Origin of the sequence: Neobacillus sp. NPDC097160 (assembly GCF_044762155.1) — a bacterium.
In the GTDB taxonomy this organism is placed as follows: Bacteria; Bacillota; Bacilli; order Bacillales; family Cytobacillaceae; genus Neobacillus.
Map to the genome: position 1 here is coordinate 364,946 of NZ_JBIWDU010000002.1, position 25,913 is coordinate 390,858.

General features: G+C 38.3%; 26 protein-coding genes. 6 read left to right on the plus strand and 20 right to left on the minus strand.

Annotated elements, in window-relative coordinates:
- Positions 1-84 precede the first annotated feature (84 nt).
- The 3 genes from ACIQXV_RS03800 to ACIQXV_RS03810 all read right to left on the minus strand — a co-directional run bounded on the left by ACIQXV_RS03800 (position 85) and on the right by ACIQXV_RS03810 (position 3,464).
- Positions 85-1,332, minus strand: a complete 1,248-nt coding sequence (locus tag ACIQXV_RS03800) for a cation:dicarboxylate symporter family transporter (protein WP_402956140.1) — start codon at positions 1,330-1,332, stop codon at positions 85-87.
- A gap of 173 nt (positions 1,333-1,505) precedes the next feature.
- Entirely contained in the window at positions 1,506-2,057 is a 552-nt protein-coding gene (locus ACIQXV_RS03805; protein ID WP_402956142.1) for a hypothetical protein, read from the minus strand.
- 417 nt (positions 2,058-2,474) lie between these two features.
- Entirely contained in the window at positions 2,475-3,464 is a 990-nt protein-coding gene (locus tag ACIQXV_RS03810) for a DUF4003 family protein (protein WP_402956144.1), read from the minus strand.
- A gap of 220 nt (positions 3,465-3,684) precedes the next feature.
- Between ACIQXV_RS03810 and ACIQXV_RS03815 the strand changes: the two genes are divergently transcribed.
- Entirely contained in the window at positions 3,685-4,317 is a 633-nt protein-coding gene (locus ACIQXV_RS03815) for an NUDIX hydrolase (protein ID WP_402956146.1), read from the plus strand.
- 207 nt (positions 4,318-4,524) lie between these two features.
- Here the strand turns inward: ACIQXV_RS03815 and ACIQXV_RS03820 are convergent, their stop codons facing one another.
- Both ACIQXV_RS03820 and ACIQXV_RS03825 read right to left on the minus strand, forming a co-directional pair.
- A complete protein-coding gene (locus ACIQXV_RS03820; protein WP_402956148.1) occupies positions 4,525-5,013 on the minus strand; it encodes a hypothetical protein in 489 nt (162 codons plus the stop codon).
- Positions 5,014-5,162: 149 nt separating this feature from the next.
- Positions 5,163-6,032: an aminoglycoside 6-adenylyltransferase gene (locus ACIQXV_RS03825; RefSeq protein ID WP_402956150.1), complete on the minus strand. Its 870-nt coding sequence runs from the start codon at positions 6,030-6,032 to the stop codon at positions 5,163-5,165.
- Between the two features lie 63 nt (positions 6,033-6,095).
- Here ACIQXV_RS03825 and ACIQXV_RS03830 point away from each other — a divergent pair, with 63 nt between their 5' ends.
- Complete coding sequence (locus ACIQXV_RS03830) at positions 6,096-6,392, plus strand: DUF6597 domain-containing transcriptional factor (RefSeq protein WP_402956152.1); 297 nt, start codon at positions 6,096-6,098, stop codon at positions 6,390-6,392.
- A gap of 72 nt (positions 6,393-6,464) precedes the next feature.
- On the opposite strand, the gene ACIQXV_RS03835 is transcribed toward ACIQXV_RS03830, so the two are convergent.
- From ACIQXV_RS03835 to ACIQXV_RS03850, 4 genes are all read right to left on the minus strand, one after another.
- Positions 6,465-6,911, minus strand: coding sequence for an SgcJ/EcaC family oxidoreductase (locus tag ACIQXV_RS03835; protein WP_402956154.1), 447 nt, complete (start codon positions 6,909-6,911; stop codon positions 6,465-6,467).
- A gap of 407 nt (positions 6,912-7,318) precedes the next feature.
- Positions 7,319-7,735 carry a VOC family protein gene (locus ACIQXV_RS03840; RefSeq protein WP_402956156.1) on the minus strand — a complete coding sequence of 139 codons (417 nt, stop codon included), beginning with the start codon at positions 7,733-7,735 and terminating at the stop codon, positions 7,319-7,321.
- Between the two features lie 223 nt (positions 7,736-7,958).
- Positions 7,959-9,005 carry an SDR family oxidoreductase gene (locus ACIQXV_RS03845; RefSeq protein WP_402956158.1) on the minus strand — a complete coding sequence of 349 codons (1,047 nt, stop codon included), beginning with the start codon at positions 9,003-9,005 and terminating at the stop codon, positions 7,959-7,961.
- A gap of 234 nt (positions 9,006-9,239) precedes the next feature.
- Positions 9,240-9,770, minus strand: coding sequence for a hypothetical protein (locus ACIQXV_RS03850; RefSeq protein WP_402956160.1), 531 nt, complete (start codon positions 9,768-9,770; stop codon positions 9,240-9,242).
- 479 nt (positions 9,771-10,249) lie between these two features.
- Here ACIQXV_RS03850 and ACIQXV_RS03855 point away from each other — a divergent pair, with 479 nt between their 5' ends.
- Entirely contained in the window at positions 10,250-11,041 is a 792-nt protein-coding gene (locus ACIQXV_RS03855) for a nuclease-related domain-containing protein (protein WP_402956162.1), read from the plus strand.
- A 343-nt stretch (positions 11,042-11,384) separates the two neighbouring features.
- On the opposite strand, the gene ACIQXV_RS03860 is transcribed toward ACIQXV_RS03855, so the two are convergent.
- The 5 genes from ACIQXV_RS03860 to ACIQXV_RS03880 form a co-directional block, all read right to left on the minus strand.
- Positions 11,385-12,062, minus strand: coding sequence for an AlkZ-related protein (locus tag ACIQXV_RS03860; protein ID WP_402956164.1), 678 nt, complete (start codon positions 12,060-12,062; stop codon positions 11,385-11,387).
- Between the two features lie 116 nt (positions 12,063-12,178).
- Positions 12,179-13,177 (minus strand): SPFH domain-containing protein, encoded by a 999-nt coding sequence (locus ACIQXV_RS03865; RefSeq protein WP_402956165.1) that lies wholly within the window; start codon positions 13,175-13,177, stop codon positions 12,179-12,181.
- A gap of 29 nt (positions 13,178-13,206) precedes the next feature.
- On the minus strand, positions 13,207-14,073 hold the full coding sequence (locus ACIQXV_RS03870) for a TPM domain-containing protein (RefSeq protein WP_402956167.1): 867 nt from the start codon (positions 14,071-14,073) through the stop codon (positions 13,207-13,209).
- Entirely contained in the window at positions 14,070-15,098 is a 1,029-nt protein-coding gene (locus tag ACIQXV_RS03875; RefSeq protein WP_402956169.1) for a TFIIB-type zinc ribbon-containing protein, read from the minus strand. The genes ACIQXV_RS03870 and ACIQXV_RS03875 overlap by 4 nt, the downstream gene beginning before the upstream one ends.
- An 84-nt stretch (positions 15,099-15,182) precedes the next feature.
- Positions 15,183-15,863: a PspA/IM30 family protein gene (locus tag ACIQXV_RS03880; protein ID WP_402956171.1), complete on the minus strand. Its 681-nt coding sequence runs from the start codon at positions 15,861-15,863 to the stop codon at positions 15,183-15,185.
- Positions 15,864-16,201: 338 nt separating this feature from the next.
- On the opposite strand from ACIQXV_RS03880, the gene ACIQXV_RS03885 reads away from it, so the two are divergent.
- Complete coding sequence (locus ACIQXV_RS03885; protein WP_402956173.1) at positions 16,202-17,113, plus strand: EamA family transporter; 912 nt, start codon at positions 16,202-16,204, stop codon at positions 17,111-17,113.
- Between the two features lie 154 nt (positions 17,114-17,267).
- On the opposite strand, the gene ACIQXV_RS03890 is transcribed toward ACIQXV_RS03885, so the two are convergent.
- Positions 17,268-18,470, minus strand: a complete 1,203-nt coding sequence (locus tag ACIQXV_RS03890; protein WP_402956175.1) for an MFS transporter — start codon at positions 18,468-18,470, stop codon at positions 17,268-17,270.
- A gap of 274 nt (positions 18,471-18,744) precedes the next feature.
- Between ACIQXV_RS03890 and yiaA the strand changes: the two genes are divergently transcribed.
- Together yiaA and ACIQXV_RS03900 are read left to right on the plus strand one after the other, a co-directional pair.
- Positions 18,745-19,215: an inner membrane protein YiaA gene (gene yiaA, locus ACIQXV_RS03895; protein WP_402956177.1), complete on the plus strand. Its 471-nt coding sequence runs from the start codon at positions 18,745-18,747 to the stop codon at positions 19,213-19,215.
- Between the two features lie 449 nt (positions 19,216-19,664).
- A complete protein-coding gene (locus tag ACIQXV_RS03900) occupies positions 19,665-20,528 on the plus strand; it encodes an AraC family transcriptional regulator (RefSeq protein WP_402956179.1) in 864 nt (287 codons plus the stop codon).
- Between the two features lie 95 nt (positions 20,529-20,623).
- Here ACIQXV_RS03900 and ACIQXV_RS03905 read toward each other — a convergent pair whose 3' ends face one another.
- From ACIQXV_RS03905 to deoD, 5 genes are all read right to left on the minus strand, one after another.
- Positions 20,624-21,712, minus strand: coding sequence for a serine hydrolase domain-containing protein (locus ACIQXV_RS03905; RefSeq protein ID WP_402956181.1), 1,089 nt, complete (start codon positions 21,710-21,712; stop codon positions 20,624-20,626).
- A 192-nt stretch (positions 21,713-21,904) separates the two neighbouring features.
- The gene (locus tag ACIQXV_RS03910; RefSeq protein ID WP_402956183.1) at positions 21,905-22,786 is read right to left on the minus strand and encodes an NAD-dependent epimerase/dehydratase family protein; all 882 of its coding nucleotides are present in this window, start codon (positions 22,784-22,786) and stop codon (positions 21,905-21,907) included.
- 22 nt (positions 22,787-22,808) lie between these two features.
- A complete protein-coding gene (locus ACIQXV_RS03915; protein ID WP_402956185.1) occupies positions 22,809-23,402 on the minus strand; it encodes a VanZ family protein in 594 nt (197 codons plus the stop codon).
- A gap of 217 nt (positions 23,403-23,619) precedes the next feature.
- Positions 23,620-24,993 (minus strand): MFS transporter, encoded by a 1,374-nt coding sequence (locus ACIQXV_RS03920; RefSeq protein WP_402956187.1) that lies wholly within the window; start codon positions 24,991-24,993, stop codon positions 23,620-23,622.
- Between the two features lie 62 nt (positions 24,994-25,055).
- Positions 25,056-25,775 (minus strand): purine-nucleoside phosphorylase, encoded by a 720-nt coding sequence (gene deoD / locus ACIQXV_RS03925; RefSeq protein ID WP_402956189.1) that lies wholly within the window; start codon positions 25,773-25,775, stop codon positions 25,056-25,058.
- Positions 25,776-25,913 lie beyond the last annotated feature (138 nt).

Below are 25,913 nucleotides of genomic sequence, written 5' to 3' on the forward strand. Positions count from 1 at the left end.
AGCCAATCTTTCTTTGTGAAAAAAACTTATAGTAGCGTGATAAAGTAAAAAAAAGTATACCCCAAACTTTCGCAAGGCCTGATATTAAGCTGCCTTTTGTTCACCATTCTCATCAAGGCTATGGCCTTCCCATTTTGTTATAACAATAGCTGCCAAGGAGTTTCCGACAATATTTACACAAGTACGTGCCATGTCCAAAATCCGGTCAATGCCAGCAATGAATGCTAGTCCCTCAGCAGGAATCCCTACACTGCCTAATGTGGCAAGAAGCACGACAAACGATACGCCTGGAACCCCGGCAATGCCCTTAGAGGTAAGCATTAATACAAGCACTAATGTAATTTGCTGTCCAATGCTCATCGGAATTCCATACATTTGCGCAATGAACATGGCTGCAATGGCTTGATAAAGGGTTGATCCATCAAGATTAAAGGAATAACCCGTTGGAATGACAAAAGAAGTGATCGACTTCGGACAGCCAATTTTCTCCATCTTCTCCATGATTTTCGGAAGAACGGTTTCTGAACTTGCTGTCGTATAGCCCAAAATGAGCTCGTCTTTTAAATATCGTAGCAGCTTGAAAATGTTAAACCCGGCAATTTTCGCCGTTAACCCCAAAATCACTAAAATGAAAAAGATCATCGATCCGTAAACAACAAGGACCAGTTTCCCCAGTGGAATTAACGAGGTGATACCGAATTTCGAAACGGTCACACCAATCAAAGCAAAAACACCGAGTGGAGCTAATTTCATGATCTGGTTTGTGACAAAGAACATCGCATCTGCCGTTCCTTTGAAGAAATTGAGAATCGGCAGGCCTTTCTCTCCGATCGCTGCCACTCCAAGTCCAAACATAACGGAGAAGAAAATGATTGCAAGCATATCTCCATTTGCTAGTGACTGAATGATGTTGGTAGGAACAATGTTCACCACTGTATCAATCATCGAATGTGACTCCGTTTTTTCAGCCGTACTTACATAACTGTTAATATCCGTCTTCGTTAAATGCGTGCGGTCGACTCCAACCCCTGGTTGGAAGACGTTGGCTGCAAGCAGTCCAACAATGATGGCAATTGTCGTAATGATTTCAAAATAAAGCAGAGTTTTGCCGCCAAGCTTTCCCAAAGACTTCATATCGCCGACGCCTGCAACACCAACAATAAGACTTGAGATAACGATTGGAACAACAATCATTTTAATTAAGCGAATAAATATATCACCTATTGGCTGGAGATAGCTTGCCACCTGCGGATTACCAAAAAAAACTGCACCGACCGCAATACCCAGAGCCAGTCCAATGAATATCTGCCATGCTAAACTAATTTTCTTCATCAACATTTCTCCTTTTTCTAAATATATAAAGTTGATTAAACACAAGAATTTATTTGGGCGATGTTATTATTTTAGAATAACATGCAGGGCTTAAAAATAAAAGAAGTTTTGGAGTAAGTAAACATAGTAAAACCTTGCCAGCTAAATTGGCAAGGTTTCCTGTTGGGCTATACTTAATTCTGGGATTTTGATCCAATTCCTGCATATTTCCTTACTGCTTTCCTCCATACTAAAAATCCATATTCCATCGTAGAGAGAGTCAGACCGAGCCAAGCAAATAAACACGAACCTGGATAGAATTCATATGTAGATGAGGGTTCAACTTTTTCAATAGGTTCCATTTCCCTTTCAGTTTCCTGCTTGTCAAAAGAAATGTCTGCACCTTTAGGGTTCTCATGTTTTTCAACAACCAGCTCTGCTTCATCGTGTTTCCCCGCCATCGATTGCATAGCTTCAGTTATCACATTCGCAATTTCATCCTTTGAAAAAACCTTTATCGAAATCCAACCGCGTGGGTCTACCTCGTAGCCATGCTTCTTAATGGTTTCTTCTGACATATACTTTCCGACCACGTAGCCATTCCCACTTGGGTGCAATTGCGTTGCCAAAACTTGCCCTTTTTGGTGACTTTCAGGATAAACAAAGCTTACTCTTCCATTACTAATTTTCTTTTCCTTCAGTTTAAATGAATGAAAAATAGCCTTTTTTTCCTCAAAAGATAACACTTCAATGACTCCCTTCCAAATTTAGTACAAATCAATATATTTATACAAAAAGATGAAAATCCGGCATTTGTGGATAACACGTTCAAAAAAAGCCCCGGGTTGGATAATCCCCCATCCTTCCCCATGGATAAGTTTTCCACTGTTACCTTTATTATAACAGATACTGCATCCCTACAATGACTGAATCAAAGAAAAGCGCAAGTGCCCTGGTCAGTGGCGTATGGCCTGGAGCGCTCCAACTGAGATAAAGGAAACACGAAGAGCCGGAGGCGATTCGATGTTGACTTATCGTAGGGCGGAGAGCGAAGGACACTAGCCGCTAGGGTGCTGGAGCAGGACAATTCTCAAAGTCGAAATTTATACTTTCTTATCTTTAAAAATAGCCTTATAAATTCAACATTTATAAGGCTTGTTTTCTTACGTATTCCCGTTGGAACTGCTGGCAGCAACTGTTGCCGCAGTGATACTTGCGGTCATTGCTGCCTGCTGGGCTTGGATAAGCACTTCAATCGATATGGTTAAACCTGTTCTAGCAGCATCTCCCATTACTTTCATTGAACTCATCAAAAACAGCACACTCATCATAAAATTGATCTCTTTATTCCATTTAAAAAGTTTATCCCGATTCAATTCTTCATTAATCACCAGCAGGTTATTTATTTCACTTTCCTTATTTTCTAAAAAGCTGAGCATGCCGATGTATGGATAATAGACCTTTTTGGTTTTAAGATTAGCTTTGTGGAGCAGTTCTTTTATTTCCCAGCATTGCTGCGCCTTCGCATCTGGAATATGTTCTGAATCCAATGCTAGAATATGGCTAAGAAATTGCAGATCATTCCCGCTTGAGAAACCTTTCTCTTGAAGCGCCTGGTAATACTCCTCCACATTGTTAACGATGGCTTCCGCGTCGTTTTCACATAAGGCCAGTATCGATGCCAAAGGGTAATCACTAGAACTCGTCAGGAAGAAATGATTCCCCTTCATCCCCTTGTAAATATCTCCTGTTTTCTGAACGATTTCATCGATTCTTATTGGTTCAACTTTTAAGAGAGTTCCTGCTGCAATATAGGAATAGGCATTACGGCTGAAGCCATTTTTGATTAGTTTATCATAGATTTCAATGAAGCGATGAAAGCTTGTTTTTCCATCATCCGTTGTTGTATCTAATGTTGCAGCAATGCTAAAACGCTGAGCCGATTTTAAATAGGAAAAGGCTCCTACATTGTCCTTTATGTATTCAGCAATATCCAGATACTTTTTTAAGTGAAACTCTTTTGCGTTTGTTACATACATAGCGGCAATCATCATAAGCGTGCGTTTATCCGCTTTCCATTTTAATGCTGCATACAACTGTAAGTAAATATCCCTATAGGCTTCCATTCTTTCTGTTATTGATCTCTCTTGCACGTGTTTTTCCATCACCTTTCGCTATACTTCTTATACTTTATACGAAATATGGAAGAGAATGGTTTCAAGAGAATGGTATTTTAATAAAATTTATACTATTTGTTCAATTAGTTTTTCCTTGGCTAGTTAAACTAGTTGCACAAATAGTATGTATATATTATTCTATATATACATAGAATTTCTACATATATAGAATAATTATATATAAGGAGAATTGATAATGGAAGATGAGCTAGTAAGAGTTTTTGATACCAATCGGAATCCGATTGGAGTAGCAACTAGGGAGGAAGTACATCGACAAGGACTTTGGCATGAATCCTTCCATTGCTGGATTGTTAGCCGTGAAGAGGAAATTGATTATCTTTATCTGCAGCTTCGCTGTAATCTAAAAAAGGACCATCCGAATCTTTTCGATATTACCTCAGCAGGACATTTATTAGCTCATGAAACGGCAGCGGACGGCATTAGAGAGATCAAAGAAGAATTAGGTATTGATATTGCCTTTACTGAGTTAATACCATTAGGAATCATCAATTATTGTGTCAACCATGAAGACTTAATTGATAATGAACTAGCACACACATTTTTATATAAAAAGAATCTTGCTTTTGATGAATTTAGCTTACAAAAAGAAGAAGTTTCAGGTATTATCAAAGTGAAATTTTCTGACTTTATTGATCTTTGGACTGGTGTTAAACAAGAAATAAATATTAAAGGATTTGAGATAAATAATAATGGTGAAAAGCTCGTAATCGATAGGCTGGCTGACAAAAATGAATTTGTCCCCCATGGGCTTTCATTTTATGAAACGATTATACAGTTAATTAAGGAAAAACTAAATGAGTGTAGCTAACCTGCCTTGCAGTGAATCAAAATGGCGAACAGTACCTGACACTGTTCGCCTATACAAATAACTAAATTTGATTCTGGTTTTTGGGGTTTTGCAAACAATTGAACTAGTTTCGCAAATAAACACTTCACTTTCGCAAATAAATTGACTTGTTTCGCAAATAAACTCTCTCGTTTCGCAAATAAAAAGGAGTACCTTTATCCTTTTTGTTTAAACTTCTTGGCTCCCGACTATATTACTTTGAACGTTTTCTTTTAATTCTTGAAACATATATAAAAGGAAAGATAGTACTGTGAAAACATACATTAATTGTATTTTTTTCATTCGTACTAATGACGCTATTCCGAATTTTGTTAAGTATGGCACAACAATATAAGTAAATATTGAATCAAAAATTCCATTCAAAATCATATACCTAAAAAATTTACCGTACGTCCATTTTAATATCCACATTGAACCAACGAAGAACGGCCCCCACATAAAAGGGATTACCCCAGATAATTTTGGATGGAGGGGTTCATACCACCACCACCATTTCCGTTTTTTTGCAATTATATTAACAATTCTTACCATTAAAGTGATAAATAACCCTGCAGGTAAATATCGTTTAAAAGAACTTTTCCCTAATAATGGGGTAGTAATCCAAGGAAGTATCATCATCAAAAGCATTAATGACTTTGAATACTTCATTATTTTCATAAAACAAACCTCCCGTTCAATTCATCAGAGATAATATTCCCTATAATTGTGAGCTTATATATTTTTCTAAGAATAATAATGGTAATGAAAGCCACGAACATATTTTTGGTATGGTAACGATTTGTATAAGTAATAATAGATTTGGTTTCTTAATAAGTTTTCTTTGCATCGACAGGGAGCTTTTGGACATGTTTTAAGTAATTCTTTACTCTTTTTGCCTCTTCGAATGGATATTCAAATTGAAACTGATCTGCTACTTCAAGCGCCACTTTTTCAAATTCGTTCGTCATTAAAAATAGTGCTTCCCACACAGCATCACTTTTACAAGTAGGATAGGTTTTTACAATAACATCCCACAAGTCGTCTTTAACATAGCGCTGCAAGTATTTTGCATTTTTCCCGATGCTTATTGAAAAGTCTGTTTCGATTCCCACCTTCCATTCAATCATTTTCAGAAACATGGCACGCACTAAACTTAAATGGTCGTATGCATACAAAATTTCTTGTCTCCATAAACCTTTCGCTACATATGTGGACACCCACCAAAATTCATTACAGCAATCCGCAAAATAGCTGGCAGAAGGCTGTTTCACCCAATAGTCTTCATCTGTTGGTTCTGGAATAGCAGGCATGATTCCGTCTTTATCTAGTAAAATAACCGTTAGTTTATCCTCAAAAGCATAGGCTTCTCTTTCCTCTATGGGAATCAGCGTTAAATCAATACGATTTCCATCTAAAAATTGAATTAGATAAGTAAAACGGCTCCCCATTTCGTTTGGAAACAAATCCATATTCTCGGGAGTTTGCATGATTAAACGTTCTCCAAAAACATCTACCCAACTTGGATCGTTGATAAATGAATCCATATCAGTCACAAGATACACTATATCAAAATCTCTAAACAAATCTTTCGGTACATTTGGGTTCGTCCTAGAGCCATTCATCCCAACAGCCCTCACCCTATCATCTTTCTGTGCTAAGGTAAGAACTAACTCCATTATTTCATGTTCTGTACGCATATTATCTCCTCCTCTTTTTTTATACTATAATTGAAATAATAACTATCAGGAAGGGTAATCAATATGCGGCTTTTTCGTCCATTGCAGCCACCTATTTTACAACCAGAACCATTTCATTCTAACTATCGATATCAAGAATTTCTTCCTTCCAAAATTCTGCAGCCTTTTATTGCATGTTATTGGACTGTTGAGTTCCATACATCAGATACAAATAAATTGCATCGGATTGTACCAGATGGATGTGTGGATATTATTTTTGATCTAAAGGCTTTGTCTTCATCAAAAGGAGCCTTTGTTACAGAATTAATGACAGAGTACGAGGTCGCTTTCCAATCCATTGAGAGAATGGGAATTGAATAGAGTTTGATGTAGTGGCCAGTAATACACCCTTTCACAAATAACTAGTCATCACTTTTTGCAAATATATCATTTTTACAGCAATTCTCTCAATTCATTGGTAAATTGTTCTACAAGTTCAGGCCTCCCATGAAATTGTGCTGGAGTATTTTGAAAAAGTTCAATTTGCCAGCCTTTATCGTTATGAACTAAGATAAGTGTGTGATGTGTGTTCACTTCCTGTTTGATATCCGATGCTCCCGGAGGCACCATGCCTGCGATTGCTCTTAAAATAACTGCCTTGTTATCAAGGAAACGGATATCCTTTACTTTCGTTACAAATGGAGCAGTTGGATGGTCCTTAAAAATGGGGTTAAGATGAGCAAAAATTTCCTTTGGCCCCTTCGCAAGACTTCCATCAAATCCTATACTCTCACCATCCTCCGTAAATAAACTAGCCATACCATCTGCATTACGGCTGTTCCAAGCCTCAATTAGCTGTTTATACACTGTTTTTACGCTCATAAGTTTAGTATCGTTCATTTAATACCTCCATATATTTTTTTTAGTATTTTGCAATCTTAGCTTTTGACAAAAATAGCATATTGTAATAAACAAAAAATGGTCAAAGAGGGATTTGGAGGAACATTTAACCAATTAGCTGATTATTTGATAAAAATTTAGTGCTTTTTTATATAAAAAAAACAATTATTAATAGTTTCAGTGCATTTGAGGACAAAAATCTGAACTGAAAACGAAATCTGTCCTCATGCGACATTCATAAGGACAAATTTCGGTAATGGAAAAGGGGAATGTATCTTTGCAGAGTGAAGTTTAATCTATTAAAAATTCTTTTAACACCTTAACAGCTAAATAAAAAGATGATGCCTGTTAAGACACCACCACTTAGAATATAAAACCTCAATAAACCAGAAATTCTGACGTAAAAGTTACCCCTGATTAATTGCATTTTCATCCACATAAACGACTTCCCACAAATGACCGTCTAAATCTTGAAAACTCCATCCATACATAAAGCCATGATCTTGGGGATCATTCGAAGGTTTACCGCCGGATGCTAGTGCCTTATTTACCAATTCATCAACTTGATCCCGACTTTCAGCTGATAAGCAAAAAATTGCTTCGGCAGAAGTAGAAGTATCAGCAATTTCCTTTTTACTAAACCCTTTGAAACGTTCTTCGACCATTATCAATACGTAGATATTGTCGCTGATGATCATACAGGCTGTGGTCTCATCGCTGAATTGTGGGTTGAATTCAAAACCTAGCTCCCGAAAAAAGTTGGTAGACTTGTTCAGATTTTTCACTGGTAAATTGATAAAGATATTTTTGGATTGAAATGCCATTTTTTATCACCTCATGCTGACATTATCACAGGCACCAAAACCAAGTCAACTTAGGGTTTCACGAAAACATACATGATTCATTATCAGGAACAACTTACACCGATTATTGTTCAAAGATTGATCAAAAAACGCTTTTAATAATGCCGATAGAATCATTCTTTTTAAAAAATTTAATTATTTCGGGAAGCTTCCTTGTTTATTTGGGCTTGGAGATACTCTCCCATCACAATGACCCCTTTTTATCCTTTTGAAACCACATCTCCAGCAGTTCCTGCTCTCTTACTTGTGATATCCCCGCTTTTGGTTCTTTATCCTTCCTCGCCTTCTCCCATTGATAAACATCATAAACAGTATCCTCAAGAGGTCGAAAGGAAAGACCAGAGTTAACAGCTTTTTCTATATTGAAGGAAAAAGCTCCTTTCCACGGTTCTGTTTCTTCTTCTAACAGGAAAGTTTCAGGGATCCATAATGGCATCTCCGTCCACGGCTGTACTTTGTGCTTCAATAAAAATCTTTCTTCCACCCATACAAACTCGGCATCGCTGTTTATTACGGCTTTACAGGTGTTCAATAGCTCTCCTATAGTCAATTGATTATTTGGGCCAGTAACATTGAAGGTACCTGCCTTTCTGTTTTCCGCCATATTGAACACCCATGTCGCTATATCTCTTATATCAATCAATTGAACTCGGCGATTTGAACGTCCCGGCACCAATACTTTTCCACCTTGTGCTACACGTTGAACCCAGTACGGGAGTCGATCCGTATAGTCAAATGGCCCAACAAGCTGCCCTGCTCTTATCTGCAAAATACGTCCTGGCCAATGCTTCTCTGCTTCTATTTCACACAATACCTTCAACGCACCGTAATACTCGTAAGGAGAGATTTTACCTGCCTCTACATCTTTCAATTTATCTTCCGACGGCATGGGTTGTAAATGATAGTCTTCTGTAATATTGAGCGGAATCCAATCTTTATAAACAGAGATACTTGAGATAAATGTATAATGTTCGATGTTATCCCGTAATACTTCTGCGATTTTTTTTATTTGATGGGGAGCAAATCCGCATGTATCGATTAAGACATCCCATTTCCGGTTTTTCAGAAGTGATACATCACTATCCCTATTGCCGATTAATTGTTCTACATCAGGAAACGCTTCGTTATTTGTACCACGATTGAATAAGGTGATTTCATGCCCTCTTCCCAATGCTTCTTCAACCAAAGCTCTTCCTAAAAAACGAGTACCTCCTAATATAAGGACCTTCATAATTTTCCCCCATTCATTTTAATAAAGTGAAAAAAATTGCTTTTCTTTTATAGAACGATTTTCCTTCTTAAAAAGATACGGAGAGTGTAAAAAATTTATTCTTTTGTAGGAAGTAGTTTGGAATCCGGCGTGGGAGTTCAATGATTAACATGGACGTGTGATGAAGTTTGACGCAAAAAACAAATCGGGGCTGGATGCCCCGATTAGAGAACATAACTATTCCTTTTTACCACATTAATAATCCAATTGGCGTAAAGACAAAAGCAACTCGTTTTCGTTATTTTTTTTAATTTTGTATCTACGAAATTGGCTTTCAATTTTCTTTTGTTCGTCATCTTTTTTACTAAATAAATTTGCTAATTGATAAAACCCTTCTGCTAAGATAGTCACTGCTCCAGCAGAACCTAATTCCAATCCCAAAGTTTCTGTGTCTGATAGCTGTGATTTTGCTAATTCTTCTATTTCGCTTTTATATTCTCCCTTGATTACAATAAACGATTCCTTATTATCAAATGCTAATAGTAAATCTTCAGCATTAAAAACTTCAAAGATAGCATTTTCGTTTTCTAACCGTAATAATTCGTCGAGCACCATCCCCTCACTTTTTTCTACTGTTCTTGCAATTGCTTGAATTGTTTTAACTGAATAACTGCTGACATTTTTTTTGTTTACACTTGAAAGCATTTGTTGACTTATTCCCGTTTCCTTGAATACATCATAGCGCTTCTTGCCATTTTTTTGTAAATAAATATCCAAAAGGCTCATCTTTGTTCTCCTCTCCTTTGGTATTTAATAAATTAATTTTTACTAAAATATATTTTACTTAATTATATTTTAGTAGATGTACCAAAAAATGTAAATACCTATTTTAATCAGTGGTTGTCAAAGTCGAAGAAAATTATAGGAAATAGAATTTTCCATGTGTGGGATTGTTTCTCAGAAGCAACCTTTAAATCTGTAATATGTTCGAACATGCTTAGTGCATTTTCGGCGGCCTTTTTTGCTTTTTCCATGTCCAGCAAATACAAGGTGTGACCTGAAGCTTGGTTTCGCAAATAAATTGTGTAGTTTCGCAAATAAACACGATACTTTCGCAAACAATGGGTGAAGTTTCGCAAATAAATTTTCTTAGCCAAAATTTTAAATAGTTAGCAACAAATATTTGATATTTTTCTACAAATTTCTGCAGGAATTTTCCATTCCAAATCAGAATTAATAGGTAAAACCTATAAGGAGTGATTTTTTTGATTATCAAGGAACGAAAAATTCCATTAATTATCCTGATTTTGTTGGCACTTTTGCGGCGGCTTCCCAAAAATCATGATAAGCGGCCGCAAATTAAGAAGGAACTTGCAAGAAGGCAGGCTGGTTACCAAGGCGAAGAGTCATTGGACTACTATTTATGTCGACTCCCAGATAAGAAATATATGATTTTCCACGATTTAAACCTTCCATATGGGAAATATAACTACCAAATCGATACGCTTCTCCTTACACAAAAACTCGCCCTTATCCTAGAAACTAAAAATATGACAGGAACGTTAAAGTTTGATTTAGAAAATGAGCAATTTTTTCAAACGATTGATGGAAATGATAAAGGCTACACAGATCCCATTGCCCAGGCTGAGATGCATAAAGCCTGCTTAAAAGAGTTCCTCTCTAAGTATAATTTCCCTTCAGTGCCAATCGATTACTTAGTCGTCATTAGTAATCCATTTGCCGTCATATCCTATAATGGGTACAACCCCGAAGTGAAGAAACGTGTATGCAAATCCCATAATCTCCTGAAAAAGATTGATATGTTCGAGAAAATGTATATGAATGAAATCCTCACCGATAAGGTGCTTCGAAAACTAAGCAAACTCCTAGTTAAAAAGAATACTCCACCAACAATCCATGTATTAGAAAGATATGATATTAAAAAGAACGAATTAAGAACTGGATTTCATTGTCCTTTATGTGATCATCTTCCGATTATCCGCCAAAAAAGAAATGGTACTGTCCATCCTGTAATACTTTTGTTAGTGATGCGCTAACATGCTCGCTCCTGGATTATTTTTTACTCTATGATTCGAAAATAACAAACCACAAGTTTCGAATTTTTGCGCATATAACATCTGTCGATGCAGCAGGGAGGCATCTGCGATCCGCTGGACTTGCTAGTTCCGGAGAAAAAAAGAATCGTTCATATTCTCCAGATACTATTCCTTGGTAAAATTCAGTTTCGCAAACAAATCCATTGGTTTCGCAAATAAAAATAGATTAACGCCTCAGATAAGATCTATTCTCCAAAAAAACAATAAAAACGGGCTATTCCCATACAAAATAAGTAATTTTGCATCGGTAGCTCGTTTCTATGCGGCTTTTAATTCTTAATCATTAAAACTTAAAAATCTTCCCCAATGCTTTCATCGATTCCGGGCTGCAAATCTGAGCAAAGTGCTCTTTCAATTCCATTTTTGCTTCTTCAATATTGATGCCTATTTGCTTAACATCATTACTTTTTGCCCAATAGTCCATGGTCTCAAATGACGTGCTGCTCCAGCCATTTTTTTCGCCCAATTCATTGGTCTTTGCTTTCGTCCCGGAGACGACAATATCCAGGAACCCTTGTAAATCCAGCAACGCGTTATCAAATGGCTTTTTCTTTTCTTTATCCTTCATTCCTGCTTTCAACCTTAACGCTCTAGTATCAATGCCTGGTTCCACATCAATAAGCCTGTACAGTTCTAACGCTTCTCTTGAAACCAAACCATCGACATATCTTTTTTCCAACGGCTGCTGTGAGCCCAAAATGATCCTAACTAACGGAAGAAGCTCACGAGAAATCAAAACAGACTTTTTCTTGATAAACTTTCCGTATGCCGCCACACCATCAACGGCGAATTCTGCACGCCACATCCACGGATCCAATTCTGAACCACTATACCAATGGTCCTTCGAAGTAATACTATCTAATGAGGGATAATCAGGTACTAACTTTGCCAATGGCAGTAAACCAAATTCCTTAATCACCTCAATGGCTTCTTCATATGTACGAATCTGGTAATTCTTCATTTATCTCAGCTCCCTAGGACTATTCTTATCTATCTACTAAATAGTTTAACTAATTTTAATCACCAATAAACTATAAAAAACGCTGTTGTTCATTCAACAGCGCCTTTTTTGTGAGATTAGGAAATTAGTTTTTGCCCGCAGTTTGAACAGAAGTTTGCCGCACCTGTTTTGGTTCCGCAATTTGGGCAAAAGTTTGGCCGTTTTTGGTCTCCAGCATCGGGTTTCGCAGATGGTGCCGTATTTGGAGTTGGTGCTGGCTGATTTTGAGATTGCTGGTTCAGTTGATTCATCATTTGGCCCGCAATGTTCATTCCCATCATCATTCCGGCCATATCAGATGTTGCTCCGCCTCCACTCATTTTCCCGGAGGCCATCCCATCTGTTATGGAGATTTGCTGGTACCTCCCAACATCACTCACCATTCCGTGAGAAGCATTTTTTGTAATCATGTCTTGAACCTCTTTTGGATAGCTGAAGCTCATGACATGAAATCCAGTGATCGTGATGCCGCTCTTAATCATCTGCATATCTAAATCCTCTTGAATTCCTTTCGAAATGTCGAAGGAGTTGGCCTGAAGATTGAACATATCCTTCCCTTCTCTAGTAATCCATTTCATCAGGAGCTGGTCGAGGACCGATGTGATCCGAATTCTAACATCCTCTACTACATATTGATCCTTCACACCAGCAATTTGATCAATTAAGGCAATATAATCATCTACTTTAAAATTAAATGTTCCATTCGCTCGAATCGGCATGCCGCCAGGGAGTCCAAGTGTCGGGATATTAATTGCATTTTGGGTGCCCCATTTCACCACAAATTCTTTCGTGTTCACAAACAACACTTCTACCCGCATACCGCTATTGAATCCAAATTTGAATCCTTTTAAGGTCGATAAGAAGGGAATGATCTGCGATTCAATATCATACTCCCCTTCATCACGAAATACCCCTTCAATTTTTCCATTATTAAAAAAGATGGCATCTTGACCTGGTCGAATAATCAATCTGCTCCCCTTTTTAATTTCGCGATTGCTCCATTTATAGAAAATCATATCATCGCGAAATTCCTGCCATTCTACTACGTTTGCAAATTGGTTTCTAAAAAAAGACATCTATTATTTGCTCCCTTCCGCTTGTTTCATTAAAATTTGCCGCCGCTGCCGCTGTGCGAGTGCCCGCCTCCAGTGATTCCACCGCCGCCACCACTTTTCGAATCGTTAGACGGCTTTTTCTGTCTAGTCACTGTTTGATTGACAAAGTTATCATACTTGCTAACAACTTTTGATTTATCGCTATCCATATAGGTTCGGGCATTCACTGTGACCCTGCCGCCGGAACGATAAGCCATGATTGCTACAACTACACCTGCTATAATGAATGAGACAATTAATTGAAACCACCATTGGAAAAATAAATTTTCTGGTTCGCTCCCCGAATCGTAGCCATTATACTCTCCTTGATTTCCACCCGATCCATTGCCTGTATATCCATCCGAACTGTTACTCGGCTCATAGCCCATATATTCATAGGAAGTATTTAAAAATACCGAAAACGCTTGGAAATAATGCCCCTCTGATAAATCCGGTGTAATATTATCGCGAATCTGATCAAGCCGTCCATCATCCAAATACTGCTCGGCTTTTTTAAACCCCGCCAAATACACATCCCGTTCTTGCATATCGATCGCTAGTATCGCTGTATTTCCATGTGGCTGGTCATATCCGGGTGCCTGTTCATCATAGAAATCTTCCACATATTGTTTTAGAATCTTTCCATCTGTTCCATTTAACGTGAGGATGATAAAAGCGGTCTCCCTCTCTTTGCCCAGTTCACTTGCCAAATTCTGAAGTTCTGCCGCCTCTTCAGACGTTAGCAGTCCGGCGGAATCATATATATACTGATTCCGATCAAATGTTTCTGCCTTTACCGACAGCCCCAATGGAAGAAGCAGGAAAAGAGTCATAAACAAAAATAAGATACTGTATTTTTTCACAAAACTTCCACTCACCAAAAACCGCCTCCCATCAGATAAGAGACACATTTTAACGCAAAAAAGGTTCCTGCTGTGATTCCACTAAACCACATCGCCACTTTACCCGTGCTGATTGGCGGTTTGCCAACGATTTTACCCGTCTGCCCATTCATCGCAAAAGTACGCTCAGCATTGTTGTAATCATAGCTGACCATCCACACCGGCAGTAAAACATAATTACTTTTCACACTTCTCGTATCAATCTGCTTATTTTTCACATTTACTGAATGATAGCCTGTTAAAGTTGAAGAAATATAGGACTCAATATAACCGCTGACTTTATCCTTCGCCCTTGGAAGCAGTTCTTCATCTGTATAATTGTATTTCTCCGCAATATATCCTGCCAAATAGGGAGTTTTAAAATCTTTTAATTGATCATATGGGTATGGTTCCAGTTTATCCATTAAATCATCATTCATTTTTTCGGATGCATCAACAGGAATCTTAACATAATCAAGGTTGATATCCCGGAAGGCATCAAAATACTTTGTTTCGGTATAAATATAATCGCCCTGTTCATAGGTCCTGACCTTTGTACATGTGGCATTTACTTGCACCTTACTGTTTAAATCAAATAACCAAAATGGCACATACATGCCGGTGATGCTCTTGATTCGATCCGCTGTCATGAAGCCTTTCGGGGTAAGGAGCCCTTTTCTGCACCATTTTTGAAATGCCTTCACCGCCTCCTCCTTACTAATAGTAAAAGGAATGACCTTTCGTGGTGCAAGCAGACCTGATAATCGCTCGGAAATGACGACACCCGCGCCGCAGAAACTGCAGCTTGTTGCGGCTGTTTCTGCTTCTGTAATGAGAACCGCTCCACAATTCTCACAATGGTACTCATTCGCCTCATCGGTTGAAAACCTGGCTGATACCAAGTCTTCAGGATAATTTTCAATATTTTCGTGTCTGCCGCAGCTTTGACAGGATAATTCGCCTGATTCAGCATCAAAGCTCATATCACTCCCACAGCTAGGACATTTATAATGAAGGATCATATTTTCAACCCCTTTTATATCTATTAAATTTTAATGGCAGGCGTTCAAAAGCTGCAGCTAAATGGCTACAGCTTTGATGGGCCACTATTCGTTATTCTTCATTCTTTCTTTCAATGCTGCAAGTTCATCCTCAACATCATTTCTCGGTTCGTCATATTTAGCTGTTAAGTCAGCGATATCATCCTTCGGACGTGCATTTAGTTCAGCCATTGCATTCGCCTCGTCTAGTGCACGATTCACCTTCTCTTCCATTCGCCCGAATGCAGAAATCGATTGGTCTGAATGTGCCGCCGATGCTCCAAGCTTATTCATTCGTTCCTGTGTCTTAGCCACAGACCATTTCGCTTTCAGCATATTTCTGCGAGATTCCAATTCACCGATATCCGCGACAAGCTTATCATGCATTTGTTTCATTTGCAGAGCGTTCGCTGAAGCCAATTGATAGGCTGCTTGCAATTCTGTTAATTTCGCTGAGAGCGTCGCTTTCTTCTCGAGAAACTTCCTCGCATCTCCTTCATTACCTGCTTCTAATGCCTTGATTGCATAGCGTTCCATTTTCTCCATATCTTCTTGGCACTCAGCTGCGACTCTTTTTGAACGCTGCTCCTCTGCCATCACTGATGCCGTTTCCGCTTTTACCTTCCCTAAATCGCTGTTAAGGTTTCGTAAGTACTGATCAATCATCTTCTCCGGATTTTCAGCCTTATCTAACAAAGCATTAATATTGCTCGCCATAATATCTTTAAATCTTGAAATAATACTCATCAGGATCTTTCCTCCCCTTTTTTGAAAAACACATCATTACATTATACTGCTTCAATTTAAAAAAAGTTTCATTTTTTACCAGGACAAGAAGTAACTTTGTTTGTGCTATGGTTCATCATGAGTTCAGCACTAATTTTATTGACTTTCATTCTCATTTGTTTTAAAGTAACAAAAGTAAGATTGAATACTAAAAACTATTTCTTTGTGGACTTTTCTAGAGAATTCTCTATTTTCGCCACACAGCTTTCCTATGATAGCTGTGTGGCTTTTTTGTGTGGAAAAGGCGTCAAATCAGTTTATCCATTATAGTTTTCTATTGAATGAAAGGGGTAAGAGAAATGAAAACATGGCATTATGCATTAATTGTTTTATTAGGTGGATGCTGTTACGGTGCCTTATCTACTTTTGTAAAGCTTGCTTATACTGCGGGTTTTACCATGGCAGAAGTGACTGGGAGCCAATATTTAATGGGGACTCTACTAATCTGGATTGTAGCTCTTTTTTCGAAAAAGAAAAAACTAACACTAGCAAAAATAGGAAAACTACTTATATCGGGAATTCCACTTGGTTTAACAGGGCTATTTTATTACCAATCACTACAATCACTTAGCGCTTCGCTTGCGGTGATCTTTTTATTTCAATTTGTCTGGATTGGCAGCTTATTTGAGTGGTTTTTTTATAAAAAGACACCTACAATTGGAAAGGCTGTTTCCATCGGTATTCTAGTTATAGGTTCGATTCTAGCAGCAGGCGTTATAACAGAAGGCAGCGGGCAAATGACGTGGCAAGGAACAGTTTGGGGACTACTCTCCGCTTTAACCTATACTACTTTTATCTTTCTTAGTAGTACTGTCGAAAAAGAAACACCAGCTGTGCAAAAAAGTGCTCTCTTTGCCACTGGCGGTTTGGTTACTGTTTTACTTCTGGTTCATCCAACAGCGCTGTTCCATTTACCAGTTTTAATGGGAGTTGCACCGTATGGTCTGTATCTTGGCTTATTAGGGGTTGCTCTGCCGCCACTGTTATTTACCATTGGAATGCCACATATTGGACCAGGACTTGGGACGATCTTAACATCCTCTGAACTTCCTGTAGCTGTTATCTTATCATCGCTTGTATTAACAGAACACGTTAGTATGTCCCAATGGCTTGGGGTTGCTTTAATATTTGGCGGAATTGTTGCGGGAAATATAAAGATATCTAAAACTAAAATGAAATCTGTATCTTGGGAACGGAAATCTGCCTCTTAAGAATGGCAGCCCTCGGCGTGGGGTGCTTGCATGAAGGACAAATCTTTCTAGTGTTCAAACAAAACTGGCCTTCATATCCATACGAAGGCCAGTTTCTATTTATATATTCTTCAAAATAGTTATTGCCAATCATCGCAAAGTCAAATCTCACCAACTAAGCGTTGCTTTTCCGTGTTGATATGCTAATGAGACCCTTGCCTTTCCAATAAGCCGCACCCATCGCAACTAACAACAATACACCTGTTACGACAAAGACCATTTGCACCGGAAAAATTCCGCCAATAAAGCCGCCAATCATCGGGCCAATCATCCCACCGATTTGGTTGGCCGTTTGGCTTAATCCGAATGCCCGGCCACGGAAATCCTCCGCTGTTGACTTCACAACGAGACCATTTAATGCCGGGTAGACTGCACAGAAAAAGGCGCCAAACACAAAACGAATAACCGAAAACCCGATAATTTCACTGAAGAGAATTTGCGCCAGCGTGCCGAGACCACCGCCAAGTAAGCCGATAACAAGCACCCGATGAAAGCCTACTTTATCGGCCCATTTCCCCCAGACGGGAGCGAATAAGGCACTGGCAATTCCCGGAAGTGAAAACACAATACCGGCTAACAGTGAAGCCTTATCAACCGAACCGCCTAATTTTACAATATACAAGGGAAGAACCGGTTCAATCGTCATGATCGAACCTGCTGTAACAACTGTTAAGAGTAGTACCAGCATAAAGGGTCGATTGCTCCACGCTACTTTAATATCATTTTTTACAGAACCACGCTTTTTACTTGGGGTAAAATTCTCCTCCGTTACCCAAAAAATGACCAAAAGAGTCGAAATAAAAGTGAAAATTCCTGCGCTGCCGAAAGCCCAGCGGTTTCCGACCAAATGAGCAATTCCCCCGCCCAGCAGCGGCCCAAGTATCCCGCCTGAGGCAGATGCAGTAGAAATCATCGACAAAGCATATCCTACTTTGTTACCTGGCGTATTCGTCCCAATCAAGGCAATCGCCCCAGGAATAAATCCCGTTAATAGCCCCTGTGAAATTCGTAAGGCTAGTAACTGATAGGGGTTGGTCACAAATGCGGTTAAAGTATAGATGATAAAAAGACAAAATCCCGCACGGATAATCATCGGCTTTCGTCCATATTTATCGGCTACACTACCCCAGAACGGGGAAGCGATGGCTCCTGCAAAAAAAGCAGCGCTAAATAACAATCCTGACCATATTTCAATATGCTCATGTACACCAATCTGAGGAAGAAAGATCGGCAGAAAAGGAATAACCATGGAAAAACTGGCTGATGTAAAAAAGACGCCAATCCATAGTACCCCTAAATTTCGTTTCCAGCCTTGCATGCTAATCGCGCTCCCATAAATACCCTATATAATAATTTCCCCCTAACTTTACCACAAAAATGAAAAAAAAGAACGCTTAGCAACCCGAAATAGTTTCCACAATAAATGCTTGAGGTTGAACACACAAGTCGTGGATGTAGAAATTCTAATTGGAAATTAAGAAAAAAATTAACTATTATTTGTAAGAAAATTCTATATAATAGATTTAGTGGGAGCACTACATGCTTTCTAGTGCTCCATTTTATTCGATAAAAAGATGGAGGCGAAATATTCAATGTCTAATGATAATGAGGTTTTATTAGATAAAGGAAAACAAAAGGATTCAAAAATGAAAGTAGCAAGGAAAGAGGGAGAACCGACTCCAGCTTTCATAGGTGCTTCTTGGGCTGCGCTATTAGTAGGTGTTGCGGCATATCTTATAGGCTTGTTTAACGCAGCGATGCAATTGAACGAAAAAGGGTATTACTTTGCAGTTTTAGTATTTGGACTCTATGCAGCGGTATCTTTACAAAAAGCAGTAAGAGATAAGGATGAGGGAATACCAGTTACTAATATTTATTATGGGATTAGTTGGTTTGCACTTATTGTATCTATTTCATTAATGGGAATCGGTTTATTCAATGCAGGAAGTATTGATTTAAGCGAAAAAGGATTTTATGGTATGGCATTTGTTCTTAGTTTATTTGCAGCCATTACGGTTCAAAAGAATATAAGAGATGCACAGAGGGCAAGAGAAAGGGATTAAATTATTTCGTTCATTTGAAGGAGTGCTTATTCAATTAATAAGCACTTTTTATTATTCCTATGATCTTTCATTTACCATATGAGCACTCTTTATCCCCTTTTGGTCAATGTAATGCCTTTTCATTTACCGTTTGAGTGCTCTTTTTCCTTCTTCGGTCAATGTAACCCCTTTTCATTTACCGTTCGACCGTTCTTTTTCCCTCTTCGGTCAATGTAACCCCTTTTTCATTTACCGCCTGGGTAATCTTTTTCTTTTTAAGGTCAATAAACAAATAAAGTTCATAAAAATTTTGCTGTATTCGCTTGATTAACAGAGATTCTTTCATAAAAATTGGACATTTGTGGGCAATCGGGCAAAAATAGAAATATAGGAAACCTGTTCAAACAAAGCAGAAATTGACAGGATTTCAGTTCGGATTACTTGTAGGATAGAATCAAGGAGTGAGCGATATGGGTTGGGTAGAATCTTTACAGAGGGCAATCGACTATATGGAAGAACATTTGCTAGAAACGATTACAATGGAAAGTATTGCGAAGCAGGCGAATGTCTCAGTATTTCACTTTCAACGTACATTTGCGATATTAACAGATATAACTGTGGGGGAGTATATTCGCCGTAGACGATTAACTCTCGCTGCACAGGAACTCTCCAATACGAGTAGCAAAATCATCGATATCGCCCTGAAATATGGCTATGACACTCCCGAAGCATTTACCAAAGCATTTCGCCGGCAGCACGGCCTAACACCAAGTCAGGCGAGAAATCATCATGGAAAGCTGAAATCATATAACCGCCTGATGATTCAGGTGAGTCTGAAAGGAGCAGATCCAATGAATTACAAAATTGTTGAAAGAGAAGGTTTCCAAGTAGTTGGAGTAAAGCGAGAGTTTTCATGTGTAAATGGTGAGAATTTAATTGGGATTCCAAAAATGTGGAATGATGTTCATACCGATGGCACTAACGACCTGTTATTTAAGTTGAATAATGGGCAAATTAAAGGCGTAGTTGGTGTTTGTGTGGAAAAAAATAGTAACCAATCAGAGCCTCTCATTGATTACTGGATAGCCGCAGAATATAGTGGGGAGACACCGGATGGTTTAATGAAACTTGATATTCCTGCATCAAAGTGGGGTGTTTTCGAAGTTCACGGACCAATGCCAGATGCAATCCAGAAGGCTTGGAAACAAATCTTTTCAGAATGGTTTCCATCCAATCAATATAAGTCGGCAGGCACTCCCGAATTAGAAGTCTATTTCGATGGAGATCCATGGAGCCCTGATTACTACTCCGAAATTTGGATACCGTTAAAATAATACGCCACTATTTTTCCTTAGCGATGCTTCAGATGAAGCATCGCTATTTCTTTTTTATACCCGTGCAATGTGAAGTATTAACAAAGGGTTAAATATTACTTTTCGCATTTAGCTAAGGTTCTAAGAATACTAAATACATAGCGAATACTTTTTGCTAAATACGTTGTATTATTGAAATTGCCAATGATATAAACATCCATTTTCGGATTATAGAGCATAAAAGAACCTATTGAGCCTAAGTGGCCCCAGACGTTATACTTCTGAATAACCGGCAGCATCCGAACCCTCATTAGTCCATACCCGTAATCAACGCCTATCCACATTTTCTTCCACTTTTGCATACTTAAAGGTAAATCAGGCTGCATCAACTTATTTCCAGTTAAAGCCTTCATAAATAATAGTAAATCTTCAGACGTGCTAATCGTTTGCCCCGCAGCATACAAACTCTTAAAACTAAGTTGGTCTTCTACTTTAATTTGTTTGTCCAATGCGTATATATTTGCCACAGGATAATTGCTTTTTACAGCGGGCTCCGAGTACTGGCCTAAATAGGACTGATTCATATCGAGCCGCTGAAAAATGTACTCGTGGAGAACTTCATGATAGGATTTTGAGGTAATTTCTTCAATAATTAATCCTAAAAGGTTAAAACCTGTATTAGTATAGTGGCAGCCTTTACCTGGTGCAAAACGGGAGCTTAAATACTGTTTTGACCATTGAATGGTATCTTGGGCAGTCCATTCTCTTGAGGGTTCTTCAAGCAGCATTTCCAAAAATGCTTTTCCCTGTTTCGGTTTATCCTCATAATAATCCGGTAGTCCCGATGTATTCGTTAATAAATGCTCGATACGAATTTCAGATGAGTAGTCTTTACCTTTATAAATATGCAAATCCCTTATAATATCCTCTGGTAAATATTTTGCGATCGGATCACTAAAGCTTAACTTCTCTTCTTCAGCCAACATTGCAATAATCATTGCGGTAAATGTCTTTCCAATGCTTGCGGTATGATAAGGCTGTACTGGGTTCGCGGGCAAATCATCGGTTTTCCCGTGGGCCATATTCCAGTGAATATTGAGCTTATCCGAATGAATCAGCAAATATGCATTAAGGAGCTTTGGGTTGGAATCAACGGTTGCCTTCAGTTTTTTTTCAATCATTAATTTAGCTTGTTCCCGATTCATTATTTCTCCTCCGCCCAATTAAATAATTCGGGTATCAATTAAACATCTTTATAAAATGCAAAAAGTGGAGAATATTATTACAAGTTTAATTCCTTTAACAGCCTATTAATGATAATAAAAAACATGCTGATTTTAATAAATTTAAATACGGATTATTTTGAAATGTTCATTGATGCCTCGAGTTCCTCTTTTTCAATGCCGATTTCCCGCAAAGTAACAGGCTAATTTGTCCAATAATTGATCTAATGGTGTAAAAATGTACCCTAATGAATTCGCACGACTCGTGTCAACTGACCACGAGCCTGGCAAATTGTATGGCGATGGATCTCCATCTGATTGTAAATTTGCCCTCTTTTCAATAAGGCCTTCGATTAACGCTACTATTTCTCTTAAACTACTATCACCGCTTGAGCCGGGATTAATTGCTCCTTGATAATCGGACTTAGCCATACTTTTTAAAAACTGTGCTGCTTCCGCTGAATCGATAAAGCTATATCTAAGGTCAGGATTCTCAATGAACATCGCCTTCCCATCCACTACATGGTCAACATGGAATTTCAAACGGTTGGTATAATCATCTTTCCCGACAATAATCGGAAAACGAACGGCGACGACTGGGACTTTTGCTTGCTGAAAAAGAATCGCTTCTGCAGCACGCTTTGCCTCTTGGTATCCCACATATCCGATGTACTCGCCCCTTTGTTTTAACGTTGGTTGAAATTCCAGGGCATTAAAATTTTCTTCCTTATGATTCGTACCAAAATCATACACAGCTTGGCTCGAGGTAAACACATATTTCTGGATTTTACCATCCAATGCCTTGAGCGTATCCAAAGCCTCCTGCGAAGAATAGCAGGTCTGATCAAAGACCACATCCCATTGCTTATCATGAAAGGAACCTCTTAACGATTCAGCATCTTCACGACTAATTTTCAATCTTGAGACCTGATCACCGAAGGAATCAAGAGTCCTCCCCCTCGTTGCAATCGTCACTTCAACACCTTCATCCAAAAGTAATTGGACTAACCTTTTTCCAACAAACTGTGTTCCCCCAAGAATTAACGCAGATTTCATTAAACCTTCCCCCTTTATTTTTTTAATCACGAACTTTCACTACTTTTTGAATGACTGGATACACCCCATACCCAATCCAAATCCCTAGCAAATTTAAGATCAAATCATCGATATCCATACTACCACGTCGTGTAAGGTGCTGAGCCGCTTCGATTATTAGAATGACACCTGCGGGTATAAAAAATAACTGACGTCTCGATGGGGTTTTATATAACATAAATGTCACCACACCAAACGGGACGAAAAGTCCTATATTCGCGGTAATATTATAGAAAGCGATTAGAAAACTACCATTTCCTGATAGGAATCCAATGATTGTTTTAAATGGGACCATATTAATTTGACTATACTCTTGGTTTGCCGGACGGAAAAAAAGTAAGATCAACAAACCTAAACTATATAAACTTATGACACTTTTTATGATATTTTTAGAGATTGGAATGATTTCCTTGCGCACAAAGTAAACCACGAAAAATATAAAAATTGTCACACACATCCAAACAACTACCAGAACAACTGGATGGAGATACGATAATAGCCGCATCCATACCGGTAATAAAACTACAAATAGAAGCTGGGAGAGCCCTAACGATAACCAAAGTGATTTGTTTTTCATTTTTACGATTATTTCCCACTCCCTTTAATGGAAAAATTACACAATCCCTTTCTTGATTATACACAAGGCGTACAGTTGCTGCCACCATTCGCATTACTGATAGGGGGACCAGTTAGGCGAAGTCAGAGGCCGTTGACCTTACTTATGAAAGAATAGTTATTCTTTCAAAAAAAAGAACCCTGGACTTTTCGTCCAGAGTTCTCGTTGATTAACAACATCACTTTCGTCCCACTAATCCCCAGTATATAACTAAACTAATAGCTGAGATAAGTGATAAAATTAATAGGATATTGCTATACAAGGATGCATTTGCAAGATGGATATATCCCAAAAAGCTGTTTTTCATAGAAGGTGAATCCATCATTGCAGCTGTATAGGCAATGCCAATCGAAGCGGCTACATTTAAAACAAGATTATAAAATCCAACCGCCGTACCGGAATTTTCCTTTGCAATTGTACTTACACATGAATCGATCATCGGTGCGTACATAAGTGCAAACGAACAAGAGAATAAAATCATCGAAACTACGAACACAACTACCGAGCTTTGGACAAACAATCCACCCAACAATACACTAACTGTAATGCCAGCCATAGCTGCAATAATCGATTGCTTACTTCCGATAAATTGAGCAATTTTCCCGGAAAGAGCTCCAACAGTTGCTGATAATACATAGGCCGGAATCAATAATAATGAAATCGTATCCAGCTTCAAACCATAAATGTTTTCAAGCAAAAATGGAAACAGGAAAATATACGCTAATTGAACCGAGTAAATAACAAAGGCTACAACAAGCAAAATTACAAAACGCTTATTTTTAAAAAAAGAAATACCAATAAATGCCTTTGAGTTCCTGCTAATATAAGTTAAGAATAACAAAATTGCCACAATAAACACGAGTAAATAAATCCAATTAAAACCGGAAATATACAACATTAGAAAAGCGGCGATAACTCCAACCAAGAACAGTCCAATGACATCAACGTAGCCGCCCTTCCCTTTCTCCTTTGGAAGGTATTTCAAGATAAAAGGAAGAAGTACGATGGTGATAAGGGCTACTAAAAATAGGCTTGTCCAATGTAAGTACGTTGCTACATACCCACCAGTCAATGAACCAATAACCAACGACAGGGCATAGCTGCTCGTACTAAATCCCAAAAATTTCTTTTGTTCATTTTCCGGTAAATGCTTCGTTACAAAAATAACATATAACGTTTCAGCTGACGCCAGCCCGGCTGTTTGAATAACACGTGATAAAACAACAAGCACAAATGAATGTTGGAACACATATCCCATTATTGAACCTGCACAAATTAAGATAATTCCAACGCTCAAAAGTTTTCTAATACTAATGGAGTCAGCCAAAGCGGCATAGACGACAGCTCCAATCCCAATGACAAGACCGGCCAAAGTGGATTGCCACATGACTGTTGTCGCAGAAATACCAAAGTCTTTGGCCATATCTACAGAAATAATTTTAAATGAATTGTCGATCACCAAACACAAAACAAACAATACTAATAAAACCGGAACAGCTTTTTTTATTGTAACGTCTTGATCTTCGGCTTTTTTTAAACTAAAGGTAGTCATCTGCTACGCTTCCTCTCCTCAATGCCACAGCTGCCTTGGTTCCAAGAAAAATTGTGATCTGCTTAAGCAAGCTCCAAGGCAATTTCCATCATATTTGTAAACGCGGTTTGTCTTTCTTCCGTTGTTGTTTGTTCTTGTCTAAAAATATGGTCACTAACAGTTAAAATAGTCAGAGCATTCACTCCCGCATGGGCTGCATTCATATAAAGCCCGGCCGTTTCCATTTCTGCACATAAAATGCCCATCTTACACCATCTTTCCAATGCTGTTTGATCTGCATTATAAAAGAAATCACTTGAAAGAACATTCCCTACATGAACAGGAAGACCTTTTTCGTCGGCCACTTTTTTAGCTTTTTCTAATAGTGAAAAAGAAGCAATATTTGCATACTGTCCAGGAAGATTGTATTGCTGTACATAATTGGAATCAGTTGATGCACCCATGGCAAAGACAATATCATATAAGTTCAATTGGTCTTGAATGGCTCCACATGAACCAATCCGAATTAAATTCTTAACTCCAAATACATGGATAAGCTCCCACGAGTAGAGACTCATACTAGGTGTCCCCATGCCCGTTCCCATTACAGAGATTCTTTTTCCTTTGAATGTGCCTGTATAACCAAACATATTACGAACATCATTAAACTGGACTACATCTTCCAAATAAGTTTCTGCGATAAATTTTGCCCGCAATGGATCCCCAGGTAAAAGAATCGTTTCAGCAATTTCTACACCATTTGGTTTAATATGAGGTGTTTCTCTTAGTTCAGTTGTACTCATAATTGTTCTCTCCTTTTAATTAAATAAACTTTAATAGATTAAATCTTGTTTCCGCTTTCAAATCAGCCAATGAATGGCATACCACTAAACAACGTTGTATAGTTGTATAAATAGTTGTCTATTATTTACACAACAAAA